The following is a 16,225-nucleotide window of genomic DNA, read 5'->3' as shown; positions in this document are numbered from 1 at the left end:
TATTATAAAGGGAAAAACTTCAGAATATTCTCCTTTTATTCAGCTATTCCCGTTTGAATCATTTCAATATCCAGATCTACCTCGATTGGAATATAAGGATATGCCTTCTCCCAATGTTCCTGATTGAAATTTCTTGTTTTACTTTTAGCATGATTACCGATTGCAATCGGATCGATATTGTTCTCCTGAAGCATGGTTACCATCTCATTTAATTTTTTTCCAATGACATGCTCGGCCCTGGCCTCTATTTTATTCAGGTCGACCGCTTTGCCCAAGTCATAGCCTTGGACCTCCAGCAGACTCGCTTTTAATTTCACTTCAATCCTGACCTTGGGGTCTTGATTTGCATCCGAAATATGATAATGGACACGTGACTCTACGTTATTGATATCTGTAAAAACATTTTCCTTCCACTTAATTTCATAACTCCCCATCTTAAAGTTTTCAGTAAGGACTTTAAATAAAAATCCGTCCTCATAAGGAATATATTTGCCAATATAACGATCCTTTTTAAACAAGGCGATCCCTTTTACCCGTATTTGATCCCCTGCCGTTTCCAATAAGGGCAAGACCGGGTCGATTCCTTTACCATGACATGCATATAAATACCTGTGAAGATCCACATTAGGCAAATTAGTCTTTATATTCTGTTCGATCAGCTCTTTCGCTTGAACCCCTGGAGTTTTAATCAACTTCGGCTCCATTTTAACTACATCCTCCGCTTTGCCATGAACGATCGCTAAATACAAGTTCCTTCCCACCATGGGGTCACGCCTATATGTATCGACATAATCATTCAATCCATTTCCTGCCAATTTTTCACCATAGAGAATGACCGTCAGTCTACCACCGACAATCGGGAATGGCGTTTTTGCATTTTTCTGCTGGCGGGTTGCCTTTATATCATGGGAGACCGCTTCATATACTTCTTTACCTAGATTTGCTTGCTCCCCATGCTGAGGCACGCTGACAACGACCGTACCTTTGATTTTTTTGCTTTCGGCATCATCATAACCTACGACTTCAGCAATTAAAATATCTTCTAATATTTGTTTTTCCACGCCGCAGGACGTCATCAAGAAACCTGCCAATATTATCAAGATAAGTCGGATTTTCACGATTTATGCCCCCTGACTTTATAGACAATCGACTGCCATATGAATAAGAGAGGAAGATACAAATAAACGATATAAAAACCAATTTCCGAACTTATCGTGTTAAACTTATCGATTCTATAGCGGTTATCCATGAAAGTGCAGGAAACTAAAATGATCAGCAGAATGAAGATCAACATCTTTCTTTGCCTTAGTCCAAATACTCTTTTTGCTGCCCTGCTCGCTGCCCAAACCCCTATGCAAACATTCGGCAGCACCATGAACAGCCAAACGGAAATCCCTATGTATTCGAACCTTTCAATGAATGGAAGGTCAACAATTTTCCATAACGTCAAGGTTGCCCATATTACATCTTTCAGTTGATCTTGATGATAGTAGGCTAATGAAACGATGATGGATACTAAATATATCGCCATAGTAAACACTGCCCCTAAATGGGCCCACTTTTGAGATTTTTCGGGGTCTTTAATGAAAGGGTAATAAATAAGGAGTAATTCAAAACCAAGGTAATTCAGGGTCATTTTCTTACAGGCCTTCATGATTTCCAAAAAGGAATGATCAAGAAAAGGACCCAAATTTTCAAAGTGGGCGTACTTCAATGGGAAATAATTCAAAAGGAATAATGGCGATCCGATAATAAGCCCGATTATGCAAAAACCGGTGATGACCCTGAACCCTCCCTCCACAAAACTATAGACGAGAATAAGAATGATGGTTATTAGCATCAGGATATTGACACCAGGGAACATCCAAACCTGAATGACTTCTAAATAAGTCCTGATAAGAATGACGGAAATCATTATAAAGTAGAGGATGAATAAAACATTGAAAGCACTTCCGACCCATTTACCGAACAAATCCTTGTGGATGGCGACCAAATCAAGGGTTTGGGGACCCCTGCCTAAAAGCTTGAAACACATCCAAAGCAGAACATTTACGATCAACCCTGATATGAGTACAGATAACCATGCGTCTTGACCAGCCTCTTTCGCTATGACCCGTTCAAACCCCAATATCCCTACCCCAATCTGCATGCCGGGCATGAGGAAAAAAACAAAAAATGGAGATATTAGTTTAGTTTCATTTGGTTTGACTTCCATACCTTCTCACCGCTTTCTACACCTTATTCATCAATATCACTATGGGAGTTTCGCTCTTCCGTCTCCTTCCTTATCCTTAGTGGATTTTCCGTCCGCAGAAATTGCGGGCGTTTTTTCTGCTTTGAAAAAGGGAGACGAATGAGACTGTCTTTAAAGTCATGAATTCTTAATGGGTAAAGCGGGTCTAAATAAGGGCTGCCAAGCGAAGTCAATTTCAATAAATGACTTAAAATGAATGCACTGCATAAAGCCATTCCAAACAAACCGTATAACTGGGCTGCAATTAGAAAAGGAAAGCGGATAAGGCGGATGGTATTACTGATTTGGTAAATCGGCACCGTAAATGAAGCCAAGGCAGCCAAGGCGACAAGCATCAGTAAGACATTACTGACAAATCCAGCTTCCACAGCGGCTGTACCGATGACTATACCGCCAACAATACCAATGGTGGAACCAACTTTAGCAGGCAGCCTGACCGCTGCTTCCCTCAGCAATTCAATTGTCCCTTCCAGCAAGATGGCTTCCAAGATCGGAGGAAACGGGATCACTCCCCTGGATGAAATTAAGATTGGCAGCAAATCCGTTGGAATCACTTGATAATGATAGGTTAAAACGGCAACATACAGAGGTGAAGATAAAACGGAAAACAGCACTGCGAAAAGCCGAATCAAACGGAATGAGGTGCCGAGATTCCAAATTTGAAAATAATCTTCAAATGATGAAAAGAACGAAATGATGGTGTTTGGACCAACTAATGCATGTGGAGATCCGTCCAGCATGATTCCGATTTTCCCTTCCGATAAAACACTGGCCAGATGATCAGGCCGCTCCGTATCAATCAGTTGCGGAAACATCGAATTTCGATTATCCGTGATCATCTGGCTTACAAACGAAATATCGACGATCGTATCATAATCTATATCATCTATCCTCTGTATGACTGTATTAACGATCTGTTGATTTACTACCCCATCTATGTAGAGTACCGCTAACCTTGTTTGCGAGATGCTGCCGACCCTTAATTCCTTGGACTGCAAATCAGGAGTGGGCAACCGGTTACGAATCAGATTCAAATTCGAATCAAGCGATTCAACAAATGCCTCCTTGGACCCAACGACCGTATACTCCGACTCTGGTGTGGAAATTTGCCTTTTCACACTATGAACACATGGAATCAACAAACACATTTCATCATCTTGCTTGTATTGAACCATGATTGTTCCTGCCAAAACCAACCTTTGAATGTCTTTTAGATCAGCCGTCAATTTCATATCTTCAATCGGAATATCACCTTTTAATTGCTTAAGATCCTTCTTTGGTTGATTCGACATGACAGCCAATACTTGTTCATGAAGCTGTTGTACACTAACCAGTGAATTGAAGTAGGAAATAGTGTAGCCATCATCATTCGGGAATTGGAAGGTAAGAAAATCATTAGATGCTTTAAACTTTTTAAGGAGTTCCTGAAAATCCTTGGAAGTAACCTGAAAGGATGCTGCATCCATTTTCCTCCCGCCCTTAAAAAACCTCACCATCCCACCCCCATTTCCATCTTAAAGTTTTTCGTTCATTCGATTATTGTAACCACCCTATTTAAAGTTAGTCATGATCCACCGATATCTTTAAAATTGGAAAAGACCTATCCGGAATCCACCGGATAAGCCTTTACGTTTTAATTCTTTTACTGAATACCAATTACCTTGGACTTGGAAAAATGCGTGTTACTAGATCACGGAACTCATCAGCGAATCCTGCAACGGGTTTTCCATTCTGAATATCATTCGCATACCCTTTTATCCTTTGAACAAAGTCCGGGTTTGTCGACACATAGACTTGGTCCACGGATGGATCTGCTCCCCTTACTGCATCAGCAATCCTATCTTTAAGGTCATTTGAGATATCCTTATCCCCGCCGTCTTTCAATACTGCCCCTACATAGGCATTATTTTCAGTAACGATGACACTTGCGTTACTTACTTCCTTCAAGGCTTCGACCCGGTTTGAGATATCCTCGGAGACCCTCATATCGTTTATGCCATTATCATTGTTGTCATTATTATCATTAACGTTATCATTAACGTTATCATTAACGTTTTGCCTTGTGTCGCTTACATTCATCGGATTATCCAAATTATCTTGATGGGTACGATTCAGGCCAAGATTTTCACTGGCACCTTCTTTATTATTAGCTGAACAACCTGTAATCACTAAAGCCATCATCACACTTGATACTAACGCTTTATAATTCATGATCTTCACTCCTCTAAATCGTTTAACATTACTATTTACGAGGAGAGGATGGATTATTCAGAAGAAGTGATTTTCAAGCCGATAATCCCAACCAAAATAAAACCGACGAATACCAAACGCATCGCATCCTTAGGCTCGTTAAAAACGATAATGCCAACCAGAACAGCCCCAAGAGCCCCTATTCCGGTCCAAATTGCATACGCTGTTCCCATAGGCAGGGTTTTTATCGCCGATGATAAAAAATAAAAACTAATGACCATACCGGCAATCGTTATGATAGAAGGCAATAATTTCGTAAAACCCTCAGTATACTTTAAACTTGTCGCCCATACCACTTCAAATAATCCGGCAATCACCAATTGAAGCCAAGCCATCTTTTTTCCCTCCAATTACAGAAAAAGCCCGAAAGGTCATAATTCATAACCTCCCGGGCTTTTTTCCCTCCGTGTACGCAGATTCCTGCGCGTTTCTCTTGGACCATTCCGGTAAGATTCAACCGAGGAACCCTAGAAACTCATTATTTCCATACTATATCATGTACATTTCAAATCGGTCAAACACTTATGCATCGCTTCTGTTTCTTAGCTTCCACTTGTCACCTTTTATTGAAAACCAAATATTTTTAAATGGTTCAGGTATTTCTTTAGCCGCATCAACCGTATATTGTACGGCCTCTTTTTTATATTGAACATCTTCAGTGATTTCTTGCTGTGTCATGGCGAGTTGGTCCGTCTCCGATTTAATTTGGTCCGTTTTGGCCTGGATACGCGTAACGGTTTCAGTCACATTTTCAATTGTCGGTTTGGAATCCTTAAATGTTTTAAAAGCAAAAAACGCTAAATAGATAATCGAGCCGATAAAGAGGGCAAGACTAATATATACAATGATCACCTAGATTCCTCCTTTTATTTTACCTTTACTATACCCGTAATAATTGGGCAGAAAACGAATCCCCATGTATTTTCTTTTATGCCTGGTCATATTATTGATAGAAAAAGGAGGAATGAAAATGAATCAAATGCCTCTGCTTAAAGCCTGTTTTAAAGCTGGAATACACTACATTAGACATCTGACCATACAGCAGGCTGCCACTATTGCAGGAATCATTTTTTTAATCATTCATCCAGAAGTTTTCAGCCCCCTTTGGCTTACATTGGCAACCTCAGTCCTTGTATTGATCCTGCTTTGAAGAATATTAGTGACCTCCCGCACACTGGTTGAGTTATCTATTTCTTCGCTAACATCCCCATCCAGATCAGGAGAACACGAAGGATATGCAACTACATTCCTCTCTTGATCTTAGAAGAACGTTCCTGCACGAATCAAGCTGCCATGGAGATTCGAAAAATAGAACTGCTTCTATTCATACTATCATATGGAAGTATATACAGTGGAAAACACTATTTCCGCTCTTCTGAAATTACGGCATTGAATTAAAAATCTGCACACTTAAATTCAAACTCTTCATAATCATGGACTTTAAGTTTAATCAATCGATTGATTAAAAAGGAATTTGGCTTGAACCCTCTTGTGACATCAGCACTTCCCTCCCCTTTATCCATTGAATACACTACATTCACCATTTTATCAAATGGAAAACTATTAGAAAATTAGAAAATTTGTGTATAATTAGGTTATATTCATTAACTCTTAAGGAGGAATCATAGTCATGGATACTCTCATTCAACAGTTCAGGAATTTGCCCACCACGGCGATTTCCGATGCAATGGAAGGGCTAAGCAATCTGGAATCAGCGATTAAACCCTTAAAGGAAGAATTTCATATGGCCGGACGAGCTTTGACTGTACAGATGCCCGTCGGTGATAATTCAGCCGTGTTAAAAGCAATCGGCCAAGCAAGGCCTGGGGATATAATTGTCGTTGACAGCAAAGGTGATACATACCGGGCTATAGCAGGAGACTTCGTAGTCGGCATGATGCAGACCATGGAAATTGGCGGCCTCGTAGTAGATGGAGTCATTCGCGATCTTGAAGCCATTAAAGAGTTGAATTTTCCTGTTTTCAGCAAAGGGACGACGGTTGCCTCAAGCGGCAAAGCAGGTGTAGGCGAAATCAATATCCCCATTTCCTGTGGGGGTGTCACCGTATTTCCAGGGGACCTTATCATAGGGGACATAGATGGAGTCGTGGTCGTGCCACAAGCCATGGGTGAAGAAATCCTTACCAAAGCAAAGGATAAAATCATGAAAGATGAACAGCGTGCTGAAAAATATGCAGGGAAGCCTGATGAAATAAGAAAGTATATTGCCATGATGACCAATAAAGCATGATCTGACGCATAAAAGAACAGGCAGGAAGCGATGGCTTCCTGCCTGTTCTTTTCATTAGCCTTATTTCTCGGTCTTGTCGTCTTCCTTTGAACCTTCTTCATCATATGTGTAATCATAATCATTAGGATCTATCGGTTTGAACTCATTTGGAGTATAGAAACGGAGTAAGTCACCGTTCACTACTTGGTCGGATAAATTGAGCATCGTTTCAGCTCTCTTTTTATAATTGAGGATATCATCATTTTCCTCGACCAATTCCCCTGTTTTAGTATCGTAGTATTTACCTTTAATGGAAGTGACATCAGGTGTAACAAAATCACCATTCCTGAAAGGTACCACTTCATTATGATCTTTTGACAATAAATCCGAACCGAATTGTACATAATCTTTAGATTCGATTCCTAACAGATGCAATAGAGTCGGGAGAAGGTCGATTTGTCCTCCGTATTGGTGCATTTCCCCGCCTTCAACACCCGGAACATGAATCAATAATGGTACACGTTGCAATTGGGCATTCTCAAATGCGCCAACATCCTTGCCAAGCACTTTTGACATGGCTTCTTTATGGTTTTCGGAAATACCATAGTGATCACCATACATAACGATTACCGAGTTATCATATAGACCGGATTCCTTCAGATAATCGAAAAACTCTTTAAGCGCCTCATCGGCATAGCGTGCAGTCTGGAAGTAATTATCTACGGAAGCATCGCCTGTCGTATGCTTACCGATTGTTGCTTTTTCCTGGTCCATCGAATATGGGAAATGATGAGATACCGTTATGAATTTTGTATAGAAAGGCTGTTTAAGCGTTTCTAACATTGGAATCGATTCCTTGAAGAAAGGCTTATCCATTAATCCATAACTTAGTACTTCCTCTTTATTTTCCATATTATAATGGTTTGCATCGAAGAACTGATTAAAACCAAGAGACTTATACATATTATCCCGGTTCCAGAAAGATTTATAATTACCATGGAACACAGCCGATGTGTATCCTTGTTGTCCTAAAATCGCTGGTGCTGCTTGATACGTATTTTGGGAACGGTTTGTGAATGCTGCCCCCTGTGGTAAACCAAACAGGGAGTTTTCAAGCATGAATTCAGCATCCGCCGTTTTACCTTGGCCCACTTGATGGAAGAAATTATCAAAGCGCATGAAATCTGACTTATCATGTGCAAGTGAGTTCAAGAATGGAGTTACTTCCTCCCCATTCAACTTATAATCGATCAGGAAATTCTGCATCGATTCCAAATGCAGGTAGATAACATTCTTACCTTTGGCTGCACCAAAATATTTAGGGTTCGGTTCAGCGCTTGTTGCCTTCGTATAGTTGACGACTTCTGCGATATCCGTGCTGTTTGCAGTCGCACGCTGAGCGTATGTTTTAGTATTCTGAACGGCATCATAAACCGTATAGTTGAACATGCCCAAATATTTGACGATATAGTTCCGGTCGAATGTTCTTGATAATAATTGCGGGCGATCCTTTTCAGCAAGTCCCAAATTGATTGCGAAAATTGCAAGTCCCGCTAGGTAAACCATTCCAACTGTACGGCGTTTGACTTTGAAGTCTTCCACTTTAAAGTCTTTGAATCTGTACAACACGATCAAAAGAACCGTATCAAGGAAATAAAGTACATCATGGGGTTTAAATAATTCTAAAATACTCGGCCCCAAATCCCCTGCATTATTTTGCACTTGCGTCAAGGTTGGCAATGTAATGAAATCGGTAAATGAACGGTAGTATACAATATTGCAGAATAGCCATAAGGACATCAATAGGTTCAACCTGATGATCCATTTAAACGATTTCTTGCCTCTAGCCAATAGTGCCAAGCCAAAGAATAAAATGGCTGAACTAATTGGGTTTATGAACAGTAAGAACTGCTGCAGGCCATTTTCAATACCTAAGTTAAATTCAACTCGATATCCAATATAAGTTTTTATCCAAAACAAGACTACCGCAATAAAGAAAAAGCCTAGTATGTTATCTGCAAATAAATGCCGGCTTTTTTTTAGAAAATTATTCATGCTTTCACCTCTATTAATCTAGTGGTTTATTTATATAAATTTTTACAAACTTACAAAAGACGGAAAATCGGAAACACTATAATAGCATTCTTTCACTTGGATAGTCAAGATTGTGATAACCACCTTTTGTCACATCCATAACTCCTCTATCCAGAACACTTCTTTAGCTTATGAACAAGCCTTTGAAAAAATAACAGAGTTTCGCCCGTCTCGAATGTACAGCGCACCTATAACAAATATATAGGAACTCCATGTCTTAATCCAATAAATATCACCGTAACTTTTTGTGATGAATGCGGATGACAGTCGCTAATTAGTTTCACGTCCTTCAGGCTTTTACCATTATAAACGACTCTTTATAAAAAAACCAGTACATTACAAAATATGTAAAGATATAAATCTTCAATTGTTTAAAGACATGGAAAGATCCAGGATTTCTTTCCCGAAGATTCGACAGTTAAAAATGGATGGCCGGTTACATGGATGCATCTCTCCTCCGCACTTTTGATACCCCATCCAAAATCCACTCCTTCAAAAGTTTGACTAGTTTATTATTGGGTCCTGCCACCCCTTGAATTCCATTAAACAACAAATCAGTTTCGCGTAATATCGACATCATTCCCCTTCGGCAAATTTAATTAGCTTTTTCAAATAATTTTTCCTGAAAGTAATGTTCATATTCTGTTTATATTTTTACTTTCCAGGATAATTTACAATCCATAAAAGATCCAATTTACCAAATTTCACTTAAATTACAATTTTAAAATCCCTCCTGGAAACGGAAAGGATGCAAATGACATTATAATAGGAAGAAACTGAATTTTCCCATATCGGCTGAAGGATTATTTTCTTTCGATAGCAGCCCATATGACCATAGCCAGCGGTAAGAGGCTTGAATATAGGTCTTGTCTTTTCCAATCCCCTTAATGGTGGTTGTGGCGCCTTATAAGCTTACCTGTGTTTTGCAAGAAATCTTTTCGTCCCTTTGTTAGTATATTTGTTTCACCCAGCTTTATTATAAAAAATAAAAATCCTGCCCTCGATCGAGGACAGGATTCCTTATTTATATTACTTGATGCCTTCAGAAATTTCTTTAACCATAGCGTCAACAGATTCTAAACCGCCGCCTGATAGGTACCAGTAGTTAGGGTCTAGATAAATGATGTTACCTTCTTTAAATGCTTTTGTATTTTTCACAATGTCATTTTCAATAGTTTCTTTTGCTGCAGCTCCATCACCGGCAACCGCATCCCTATCCACAACGAATAGGTAGTCAGGATTCTTTTCAGCGATGTATTCGAAAGAAATACTTTGACCATGTGTCGATACTTCCAATTTATCATCTACTGCAGGCACTCCGAATACATCATGGATGATACCGAATCTTGAATCCGGTCCGTAAGCACTTACTTTTCCGCCGCTTGAAAGAACGATTAAACCAGTTTTGTCAGTTGGGGCTTTTTCTTTCAAAGCATTAATGTTTTCTTCAACACTTGCCAATTCTTTAGCTGCTTCGTCTTTTTTATCGAAGATTTTACCTAAAAGTGTTACGTTTTCTTCAAAGGATTCCATATACTTTGTTGTATCCACACCCACAAAAACAGTAGGAGCAATTTTGCTTAATTCTTCATATGCTTCAGATTGACGGCCAGAAATAAGGATTAAGTCAGGAGCAATTTCGTTGATTTTTTCGAAGTCAGGCTCTTTTAATCCGCCGGCATTTTCAGTTGTACCTTCATATTTAGAAAGGTATTCTGGAAGGCCATCATGAGGAACAGCTGCTACGTCCACACCCAATTTATCAAGAGTATCAAGAGCACCCATATCGAATACAACGACTTTTTCAGGGTTTGTTTTCACTTTCGTTTCGCCTAGTTGGTGCTTAACCGTGATTTCTTCGCTTTTAGCATTTTCTTTTTTCGCACTTGATTCTTCTTTTTCCTTATCTGATCCACAAGCTACAGCCACTACAGCCAGCATTGCAACCAAAAGCAGTAAGGATAATTTCTTAATCATTATGGTCACCTCGAAAATTTTTTTATTTAAAATTACATGTTGAATCCTCACCTTCACAGAGTTCACCTTCATCACTTTCCCTGCCGTATGAACAGGAGGCGGCTAAAGTCTTGGGCGCCCGCCAACTCTTAACTGCCTAAGAAGCGTATGAGGTGATTCCGGGAAGGCTACGAATACTGAAGTAATTTAAAACCAAATGGAATGTTCTTACGTGAAGTACACACAGATCTTATTGTCATTGATGCTTTGGATTTCAATATCCATATCATAGATTTCCTTTAATACATTGGAATTGATGACTTGCTCGGTAGGTCCATTATGAACAACCTTGCCATCCTTCAATGCAACAATATAGTCGGAATAGCAGGATGCAAAATTAATGTCATGAATGACGATGATGACCGTTTTCCCTAATTCATCGGCCAATCGCCTCAATACTTTCATGATTTGGACCGAATGCTTCATATCAAGATTGTTCAGGGGTTCATCAAGTAGTACATATTCCGTGTCCTGAGCAATAACCATGGCAATGAAGGCCCTCTGTTGCTGCCCGCCGCTAAGCTGGTCAAGAAACTTATCCTGCATGTCGGCAAGTTCCATATATTCAATCGCTTCATCGACGTGTTTCCAATCCTCTTTGGTCAGCTTTCCTTGTGAATAAGGAAAACGGCCAAAGGCGACGAGTTCACGAATCGTTAAACGGATATTGATGTGGTTAGCCTGCTTTAAGATGGCAATCTTTTTAGCAAGTTCATTGCTATTGAATTTCGCCATATCCTTACCATCGATCAAGACTTCTCCCGAATCCCGGGTAATGAGACGGCTGATCATCGAAAGGACTGTACTTTTCCCCGCTCCATTGGGACCGATGAAGGATGTGATTTTCCCTTTCACTATTTCAATGGAAACATCCTCGACAACCGTTTTACTATTATATTTTTTGAATAACTTTTTCACTTCTACCATGATTTATTCTCCTTTAATAGAAGATAGATGAAATAGACACCGCCGACAAAGTTGATGATGACACTTAGAGTGGTGGTGAACGTAAAGATCCTCTCGACAATGAATTGGCCGCCGACCAGGGCAATCACACTGATCAGCATGGCACCCGGGATGATATGTTTATGCTGATAGGACTTAATGAATTGATAGGCCACATTTGCAACAAGTAATCCGAGGAACGTGATCGGACCGATCAGGGCAGTCGAAATGGAGATCAAAACAGTAACGACGATTAAAACCCGCTTGGTGACAAAATCATAATCCACACCCAAGTTTATGGCTTGGTCCCTCCCAAGGGACATGACATCTAAATATTTCAAAAATCTCATGAAATATACCATTGCCGCTATCATGAGGATAATAGCTAACGTTAACAGGTCCGTGTTGACATTATTGAAGCTGGCGAACATTTTATTTTGAATGATTTGAAACTCATTCGGGTCAATCAATACCTGCATGAATGAAGACATGCTGCCGAATAAGGTTCCGAAGATGATACCGATCAGCAATAAGAAGTAAATATTGCGGTTTTTCTTGAACATGAACTTGAACAGCAGGCTGGAAAAAATAAGCATGGCCGCAAGTGTAATCAGGAAATTGAGATTTTTATTCATGATCATGATATGCGTTGAACCGAAGATGAAAATCACTCCCGTTTGGATCAGCATATACATGGAGTCCAACCCTAAAATGCTCGGTGTCAGGATTTTATTATTCGTGACCGTCTGGAAAATCACCGTTGAAAAAGCTATTGCACAGCCAACCACGATGATGGCGATGATTTTAATAACCCTTCTCGGCAGTGCATAATCCCAATTCGGGCCAAGATCCCAAAAGATATAACCTGCCGTTAAAGCTGCTGCAAGAACAGCCAATATAATGATCCTACTTTTATTATTCATATGCCTTTCTCCTCATTATCAGATAGATAAATACGGCGCTTCCTATCACACCAACCACGAGTCCGATCGGGATTTCAAATGGATATATGAGGATCCTGCCCAGAATATCGCAGAACAATAGGAATACGGCCCCTAGCAATGCTGTATGAGAAAGACTCTTTTTCAAATTGTCACCAAGGTAAAGGGATACAATATTCGGTACGATCAATCCTATGAAAGGAATCGTTCCCACCGTTAACAAAACGACAGTGGAGGATAATGCCACGATGATCAACCCAAAATTGACTATAAACTTATAATTGATTCCTAGATTGATGGCAAACTCTTCACCCATCCCTGCAACAGTGAATTTATTGGCAAAGAAGTATGCGAGAATAACTAGAGGGATACTTACATAAATAAGTTCGTACCTTCCCGACATGATCATCGAGAAATCTCCATTCATCCATGTGTTGAGGCTTTGAATCAAATCATATTTATAAGCAAAGAAAGTCGAGATGGATCCGACGATATTCCCAAACATCAAACCAACCAATGGAATGAAAATCGTATCCTTATATTTCACTTGATCAAGAATTTTCATAAACAAGAATGTACCTGCCAAAGCGAATATGAAAGCGAATGCCATTTTCTCAATAAGTGCTGCCGATGGAAAAATGATAATGGCAAGAAGAAGTCCAAGCCGTGCAGAATCCATGGTTCCAGCAGTCGTCGGGGAAACAAATTTATTGCGGCTCAATTGCTGCATGATCAGACCGCTTATGCTCATCACGATACCGGCAATGACTATGGTCACCATTCTAGGGAAACGGCTTTGCAGCATGATTTGCACTTTATCATCACTTAAATCCAATAAATCCAGGGGAGTAATATCTTTTACTCCAATGAATAATGACGTAAATGATAAAACAATTAACGCCATGACTAAATATCTTATCTTCATCTACATTTCCTACTCTTCCTATCTCATTTAATACAGCGATAATATTTTCAATTAAATATATTTGAATGAAGACTATCACAAAGTCACCTATTAAAGTGGAAATCATGAAGTCGCAATAGTTACAAGGTCTTCCCAATCATGATAATGAGATTCATTATCATTAACTCTTATTCTATCATTTCTCGGACATGTGTCAATATATACAAAGGAATTACTTTGATATTCTCACAATAGTCATATTGTAATGAATTTGGGTGAACCAATCATGCATTTCGTTACAGGAAGTGATAAAATCGAAATAACAAATATTTACTCTTCCAATGAAAGAAGCGATATGATGAAAAACTTGCTATCCAAAGTGTTCTCAAAAAAGGCGAAAATCCAGGTTGAATTTTGCCAAAATAATCTTGACCGCTTCCTTAATGAAAAAACAGTTGCTGATTATGGTAAGTTCTTGGCGAATCCAATGATTCAATATAAGGAGTATGAATGTTTGAGTGAGTGTAAACTTTGTAAGAAAACCCCCTATGCGAAAGTGAACGGCCACGTAATGAGCGGCGAAGATTCACAGGATCTTTTAAATAAGCTGCATGATGAATTGAAATGATACGGGCCAAGCAAATTGCTTGATCCGTATCATTTTGACTTTCCACCTGTAATTATACAGAATACAGGTGATGAACATCTATTAAAAGGAATTCCGAATCATGGCATGGAATCATTCATCTAGTCGTTAATTCCTGTTTTTCACTATTTCCTACGTTTTCACTGTATAAATAGCTTAATATATGATAATTTATGGAAAAAGATAGACAGGAGGACGTCCATGAAAAAAATCATTCCTACCATCGTATCAGCCGTAACACTAAGTCTTGTCACTGGTTTGCCTGGCCCCATAGCCGAAGCAGAAGAATTCACCCCTTATTATGGAAATGGTCCAAGCTACATTCAACCAGATAACCTCTCCCACCTTTTCCCTGAACCTAATGTATCTTTTAACACCCCTGCCTTTAAACAAAACAAGATCGCCTTTACGAGCCAGGAAGAAATGTTGGATCATATCAAGTCCCTTTCCCATAAATACAAGTACATCCAGTTCAAGACGATAGGCAAATCCACAGAAGGACGCGACATCCCGATGCTTCTTTTCAGTAAGGATTCAAAAAGACCGAATAAGGATTCACATAAACCATTGATTTGGATTCAAGGTCAGATCCATGGCAATGAACCCGCTTCAGGTGAATCAACATTAGTCCTTGCACAATGGCTGGCTGAAGGCAAGCTTGGTGATGTTCTCGATAAAGTGAATGTTGCCATCGTTCCACGCGTCAATCCTGATGGCTCTTATTATTTCAAACGATATACCGCAAATGACATGGATGCTAATAGGGACTACTTAAAGGTGGAATATCCAGAAGTACAGACGATTCATCAATCAATCGATGATTATGAACCGGAAGTCATTCTGGATGTACATGAATATACAGTGAATCCCGCTCCCCTGAAAAAAGTGGGAGCAAATGGATCGATCGCTTCCTATGATTTACTCATCTCCTCAGCCAAGAATTTAAATATTCCCAAACAGCTTCGAAAAGCTTCCGATGAACTGCTTTTACCTAATGTTTTTAAAGCATTGGAAAAAGAAAAGCTTTCGTACCACGATTACTATACACTGGCCACTTCTGATGATGGAGTCCTTACCTCCACGGAAGGAAGCACAGAAGCCCGGATTGGCCGAAACGCCCTCGGTTTGAAAAATACAATGACCTATTTAATTGAAACGAGGGGAATCAACATCGGCCGTACGGATTTTAAACGACGTGTTTTTGCTCAAGCTACAGCTCAGGCAGCCTTCATCAAAACGACAGCCGAACAGGCCGGTAAAGTTAAAAAGGCCGTTAAACAGGCCGAAACTGAAATCGTCCAAAAAGGGCGAAAAGCAAATGATCATGATAAAATTGTCATCACAAGTGAAAATAAATTGGTTAAGGATCAAAAATTGACAGTAGTCGATTTAGCAACAGCTAAAATGGCCGATGCCTCCATCGATTGGCTGGATTCTACCGATGCCTACCCTACCCTTGTTAGAGATCGTCCGACAGCCTATATCCTTCCACCGGAATATAAAAATATCGCCAAGAAACTTCAGCTATTAGGGGTAGAAGTTAAACAATTAAAAAAACCTATGAAAATAGCTGTAGAAAGCTATAGTGTCAAGGATTTAAACGTTTCCGCTGAACTGGAAAACGGACATTCCACAAGGGAAATCACGACCACCGTCACTTCAACAACCCGGGATTTCCCAAAAGGAAGCTATGTTTTCGACATGGCCCAGCCTGATGCCAACTTCATCCCCCTTGCCCTCGAACCTGAAGGCATTGACAGCTATGTGACATTCAATTTCATCCCGGCTGAAAAAGGAAAAGAACTGCCGATTTACCGCTATATGCAGCCATCTTCCTTACCAATTAAATGATGCATAGTATCTAAATGACGCATTGGCAGCTTTCATTGCCAATGCGTTTTTTAGTTTCCCCCTCCTTTATTCATGTGGGGCGACGCGCCTGACA

Annotated in this window: 15 protein-coding genes and 1 riboswitch; of the genes, 4 read left to right on the top strand and 11 right to left on the bottom strand. The window is 39.8% G+C overall.

Going from position 1 to position 16,225, the window contains the following annotated elements:
• Positions 1 to 35: 35 nt before the first annotated feature.
• From ACFRAK_RS01755 to ACFRAK_RS01730, 6 genes are all read right to left on the bottom strand, one after another.
• Positions 36 to 1,118: a Ger(x)C family spore germination protein gene (locus ACFRAK_RS01755; protein ID WP_387604073.1), complete on the bottom strand. Its 1,083-nt coding sequence runs from the start codon at positions 1,116 to 1,118 to the stop codon at positions 36 to 38.
• Positions 1,115 to 2,215, bottom strand: a complete 1,101-nt coding sequence (locus ACFRAK_RS01750) for a GerAB/ArcD/ProY family transporter (protein ID WP_387604075.1) — start codon at positions 2,213 to 2,215, stop codon at positions 1,115 to 1,117. Before ACFRAK_RS01750 ends, ACFRAK_RS01755 begins: the two co-directional genes overlap by 4 nt.
• Before the next feature lie 23 nt (positions 2,216 to 2,238).
• On the bottom strand, positions 2,239 to 3,750 hold the full coding sequence (locus ACFRAK_RS01745) for a spore germination protein (protein ID WP_387604077.1): 1,512 nt from the start codon (positions 3,748 to 3,750) through the stop codon (positions 2,239 to 2,241).
• Positions 3,751 to 3,910: 160 nt separating this feature from the next.
• The gene (locus ACFRAK_RS01740) at positions 3,911 to 4,465 is read right to left on the bottom strand and encodes a YhcN/YlaJ family sporulation lipoprotein (RefSeq protein ID WP_387704268.1); all 555 of its coding nucleotides are present in this window, start codon (positions 4,463 to 4,465) and stop codon (positions 3,911 to 3,913) included.
• Between the two features lie 53 nt (positions 4,466 to 4,518).
• Positions 4,519 to 4,839 carry a quaternary ammonium compound efflux SMR transporter SugE gene (sugE, locus tag ACFRAK_RS01735; protein WP_260286250.1) on the bottom strand — a complete coding sequence of 107 codons (321 nt, stop codon included), beginning with the start codon at positions 4,837 to 4,839 and terminating at the stop codon, positions 4,519 to 4,521.
• A gap of 48 nt (positions 4,840 to 4,887) precedes the next feature.
• Positions 4,888 to 4,986, bottom strand: a riboswitch (guanidine-I (ykkC/yxkD leader).
• 40 nt (positions 4,987 to 5,026) lie between these two features.
• Positions 5,027 to 5,356 (bottom strand): DUF948 domain-containing protein, encoded by a 330-nt coding sequence (locus ACFRAK_RS01730; RefSeq protein ID WP_098371506.1) that lies wholly within the window; start codon positions 5,354 to 5,356, stop codon positions 5,027 to 5,029.
• A 118-nt stretch (positions 5,357 to 5,474) separates the two neighbouring features.
• Between ACFRAK_RS01730 and ACFRAK_RS01725 the strand changes: the two genes are divergently transcribed.
• Together ACFRAK_RS01725 and ACFRAK_RS01720 are read left to right on the top strand one after the other, a co-directional pair.
• Entirely contained in the window at positions 5,475 to 5,654 is a 180-nt protein-coding gene (locus ACFRAK_RS01725; RefSeq protein WP_387604082.1) for a hypothetical protein, read from the top strand.
• A gap of 480 nt (positions 5,655 to 6,134) precedes the next feature.
• Entirely contained in the window at positions 6,135 to 6,755 is a 621-nt protein-coding gene (locus ACFRAK_RS01720; protein ID WP_387604084.1) for an RraA family protein, read from the top strand.
• 60 nt (positions 6,756 to 6,815) lie between these two features.
• On the opposite strand, the gene ltaS is transcribed toward ACFRAK_RS01720, so the two are convergent.
• The 5 genes from ltaS to ACFRAK_RS01695 form a co-directional block, all read right to left on the bottom strand.
• A complete protein-coding gene (gene ltaS / locus ACFRAK_RS01715; protein WP_394571204.1) occupies positions 6,816 to 8,789 on the bottom strand; it encodes a lipoteichoic acid synthase in 1,974 nt (657 codons plus the stop codon).
• Between the two features lie 1,068 nt (positions 8,790 to 9,857).
• Positions 9,858 to 10,802 (bottom strand): siderophore ABC transporter substrate-binding protein, encoded by a 945-nt coding sequence (locus tag ACFRAK_RS01710; protein ID WP_483878277.1) that lies wholly within the window; start codon positions 10,800 to 10,802, stop codon positions 9,858 to 9,860.
• Between the two features lie 210 nt (positions 10,803 to 11,012).
• On the bottom strand, positions 11,013 to 11,771 hold the full coding sequence (locus tag ACFRAK_RS01705) for an iron ABC transporter ATP-binding protein (protein ID WP_387604090.1): 759 nt from the start codon (positions 11,769 to 11,771) through the stop codon (positions 11,013 to 11,015).
• Positions 11,765 to 12,712 carry an iron chelate uptake ABC transporter family permease subunit gene (locus tag ACFRAK_RS01700; protein ID WP_387604092.1) on the bottom strand — a complete coding sequence of 316 codons (948 nt, stop codon included), beginning with the start codon at positions 12,710 to 12,712 and terminating at the stop codon, positions 11,765 to 11,767. Before ACFRAK_RS01700 ends, ACFRAK_RS01705 begins: the two co-directional genes overlap by 7 nt.
• Positions 12,705 to 13,655, bottom strand: coding sequence for an ABC transporter permease (locus ACFRAK_RS01695; protein WP_387604094.1), 951 nt, complete (start codon positions 13,653 to 13,655; stop codon positions 12,705 to 12,707). The genes ACFRAK_RS01700 and ACFRAK_RS01695 overlap by 8 nt, the downstream gene beginning before the upstream one ends.
• Positions 13,656 to 13,920: 265 nt before the next feature.
• Here ACFRAK_RS01695 and ACFRAK_RS01690 point away from each other — a divergent pair, with 265 nt between their 5' ends.
• Positions 13,921 to 14,262: a DUF1450 domain-containing protein gene (locus ACFRAK_RS01690; protein ID WP_387604096.1), complete on the top strand. Its 342-nt coding sequence runs from the start codon at positions 13,921 to 13,923 to the stop codon at positions 14,260 to 14,262.
• Positions 14,263 to 14,481: 219 nt separating this feature from the next.
• A complete protein-coding gene (locus ACFRAK_RS01685) occupies positions 14,482 to 16,131 on the top strand; it encodes a M14 family metallopeptidase (RefSeq protein ID WP_394571203.1) in 1,650 nt (549 codons plus the stop codon).
• The last annotated feature ends 94 nt before the right edge of the window (positions 16,132 to 16,225 follow it).

It is taken from the genome of Peribacillus sp. NPDC056705, assembly GCF_043656335.1.
This window is presented reverse-complemented; position numbering and strand designations above follow the sequence as displayed.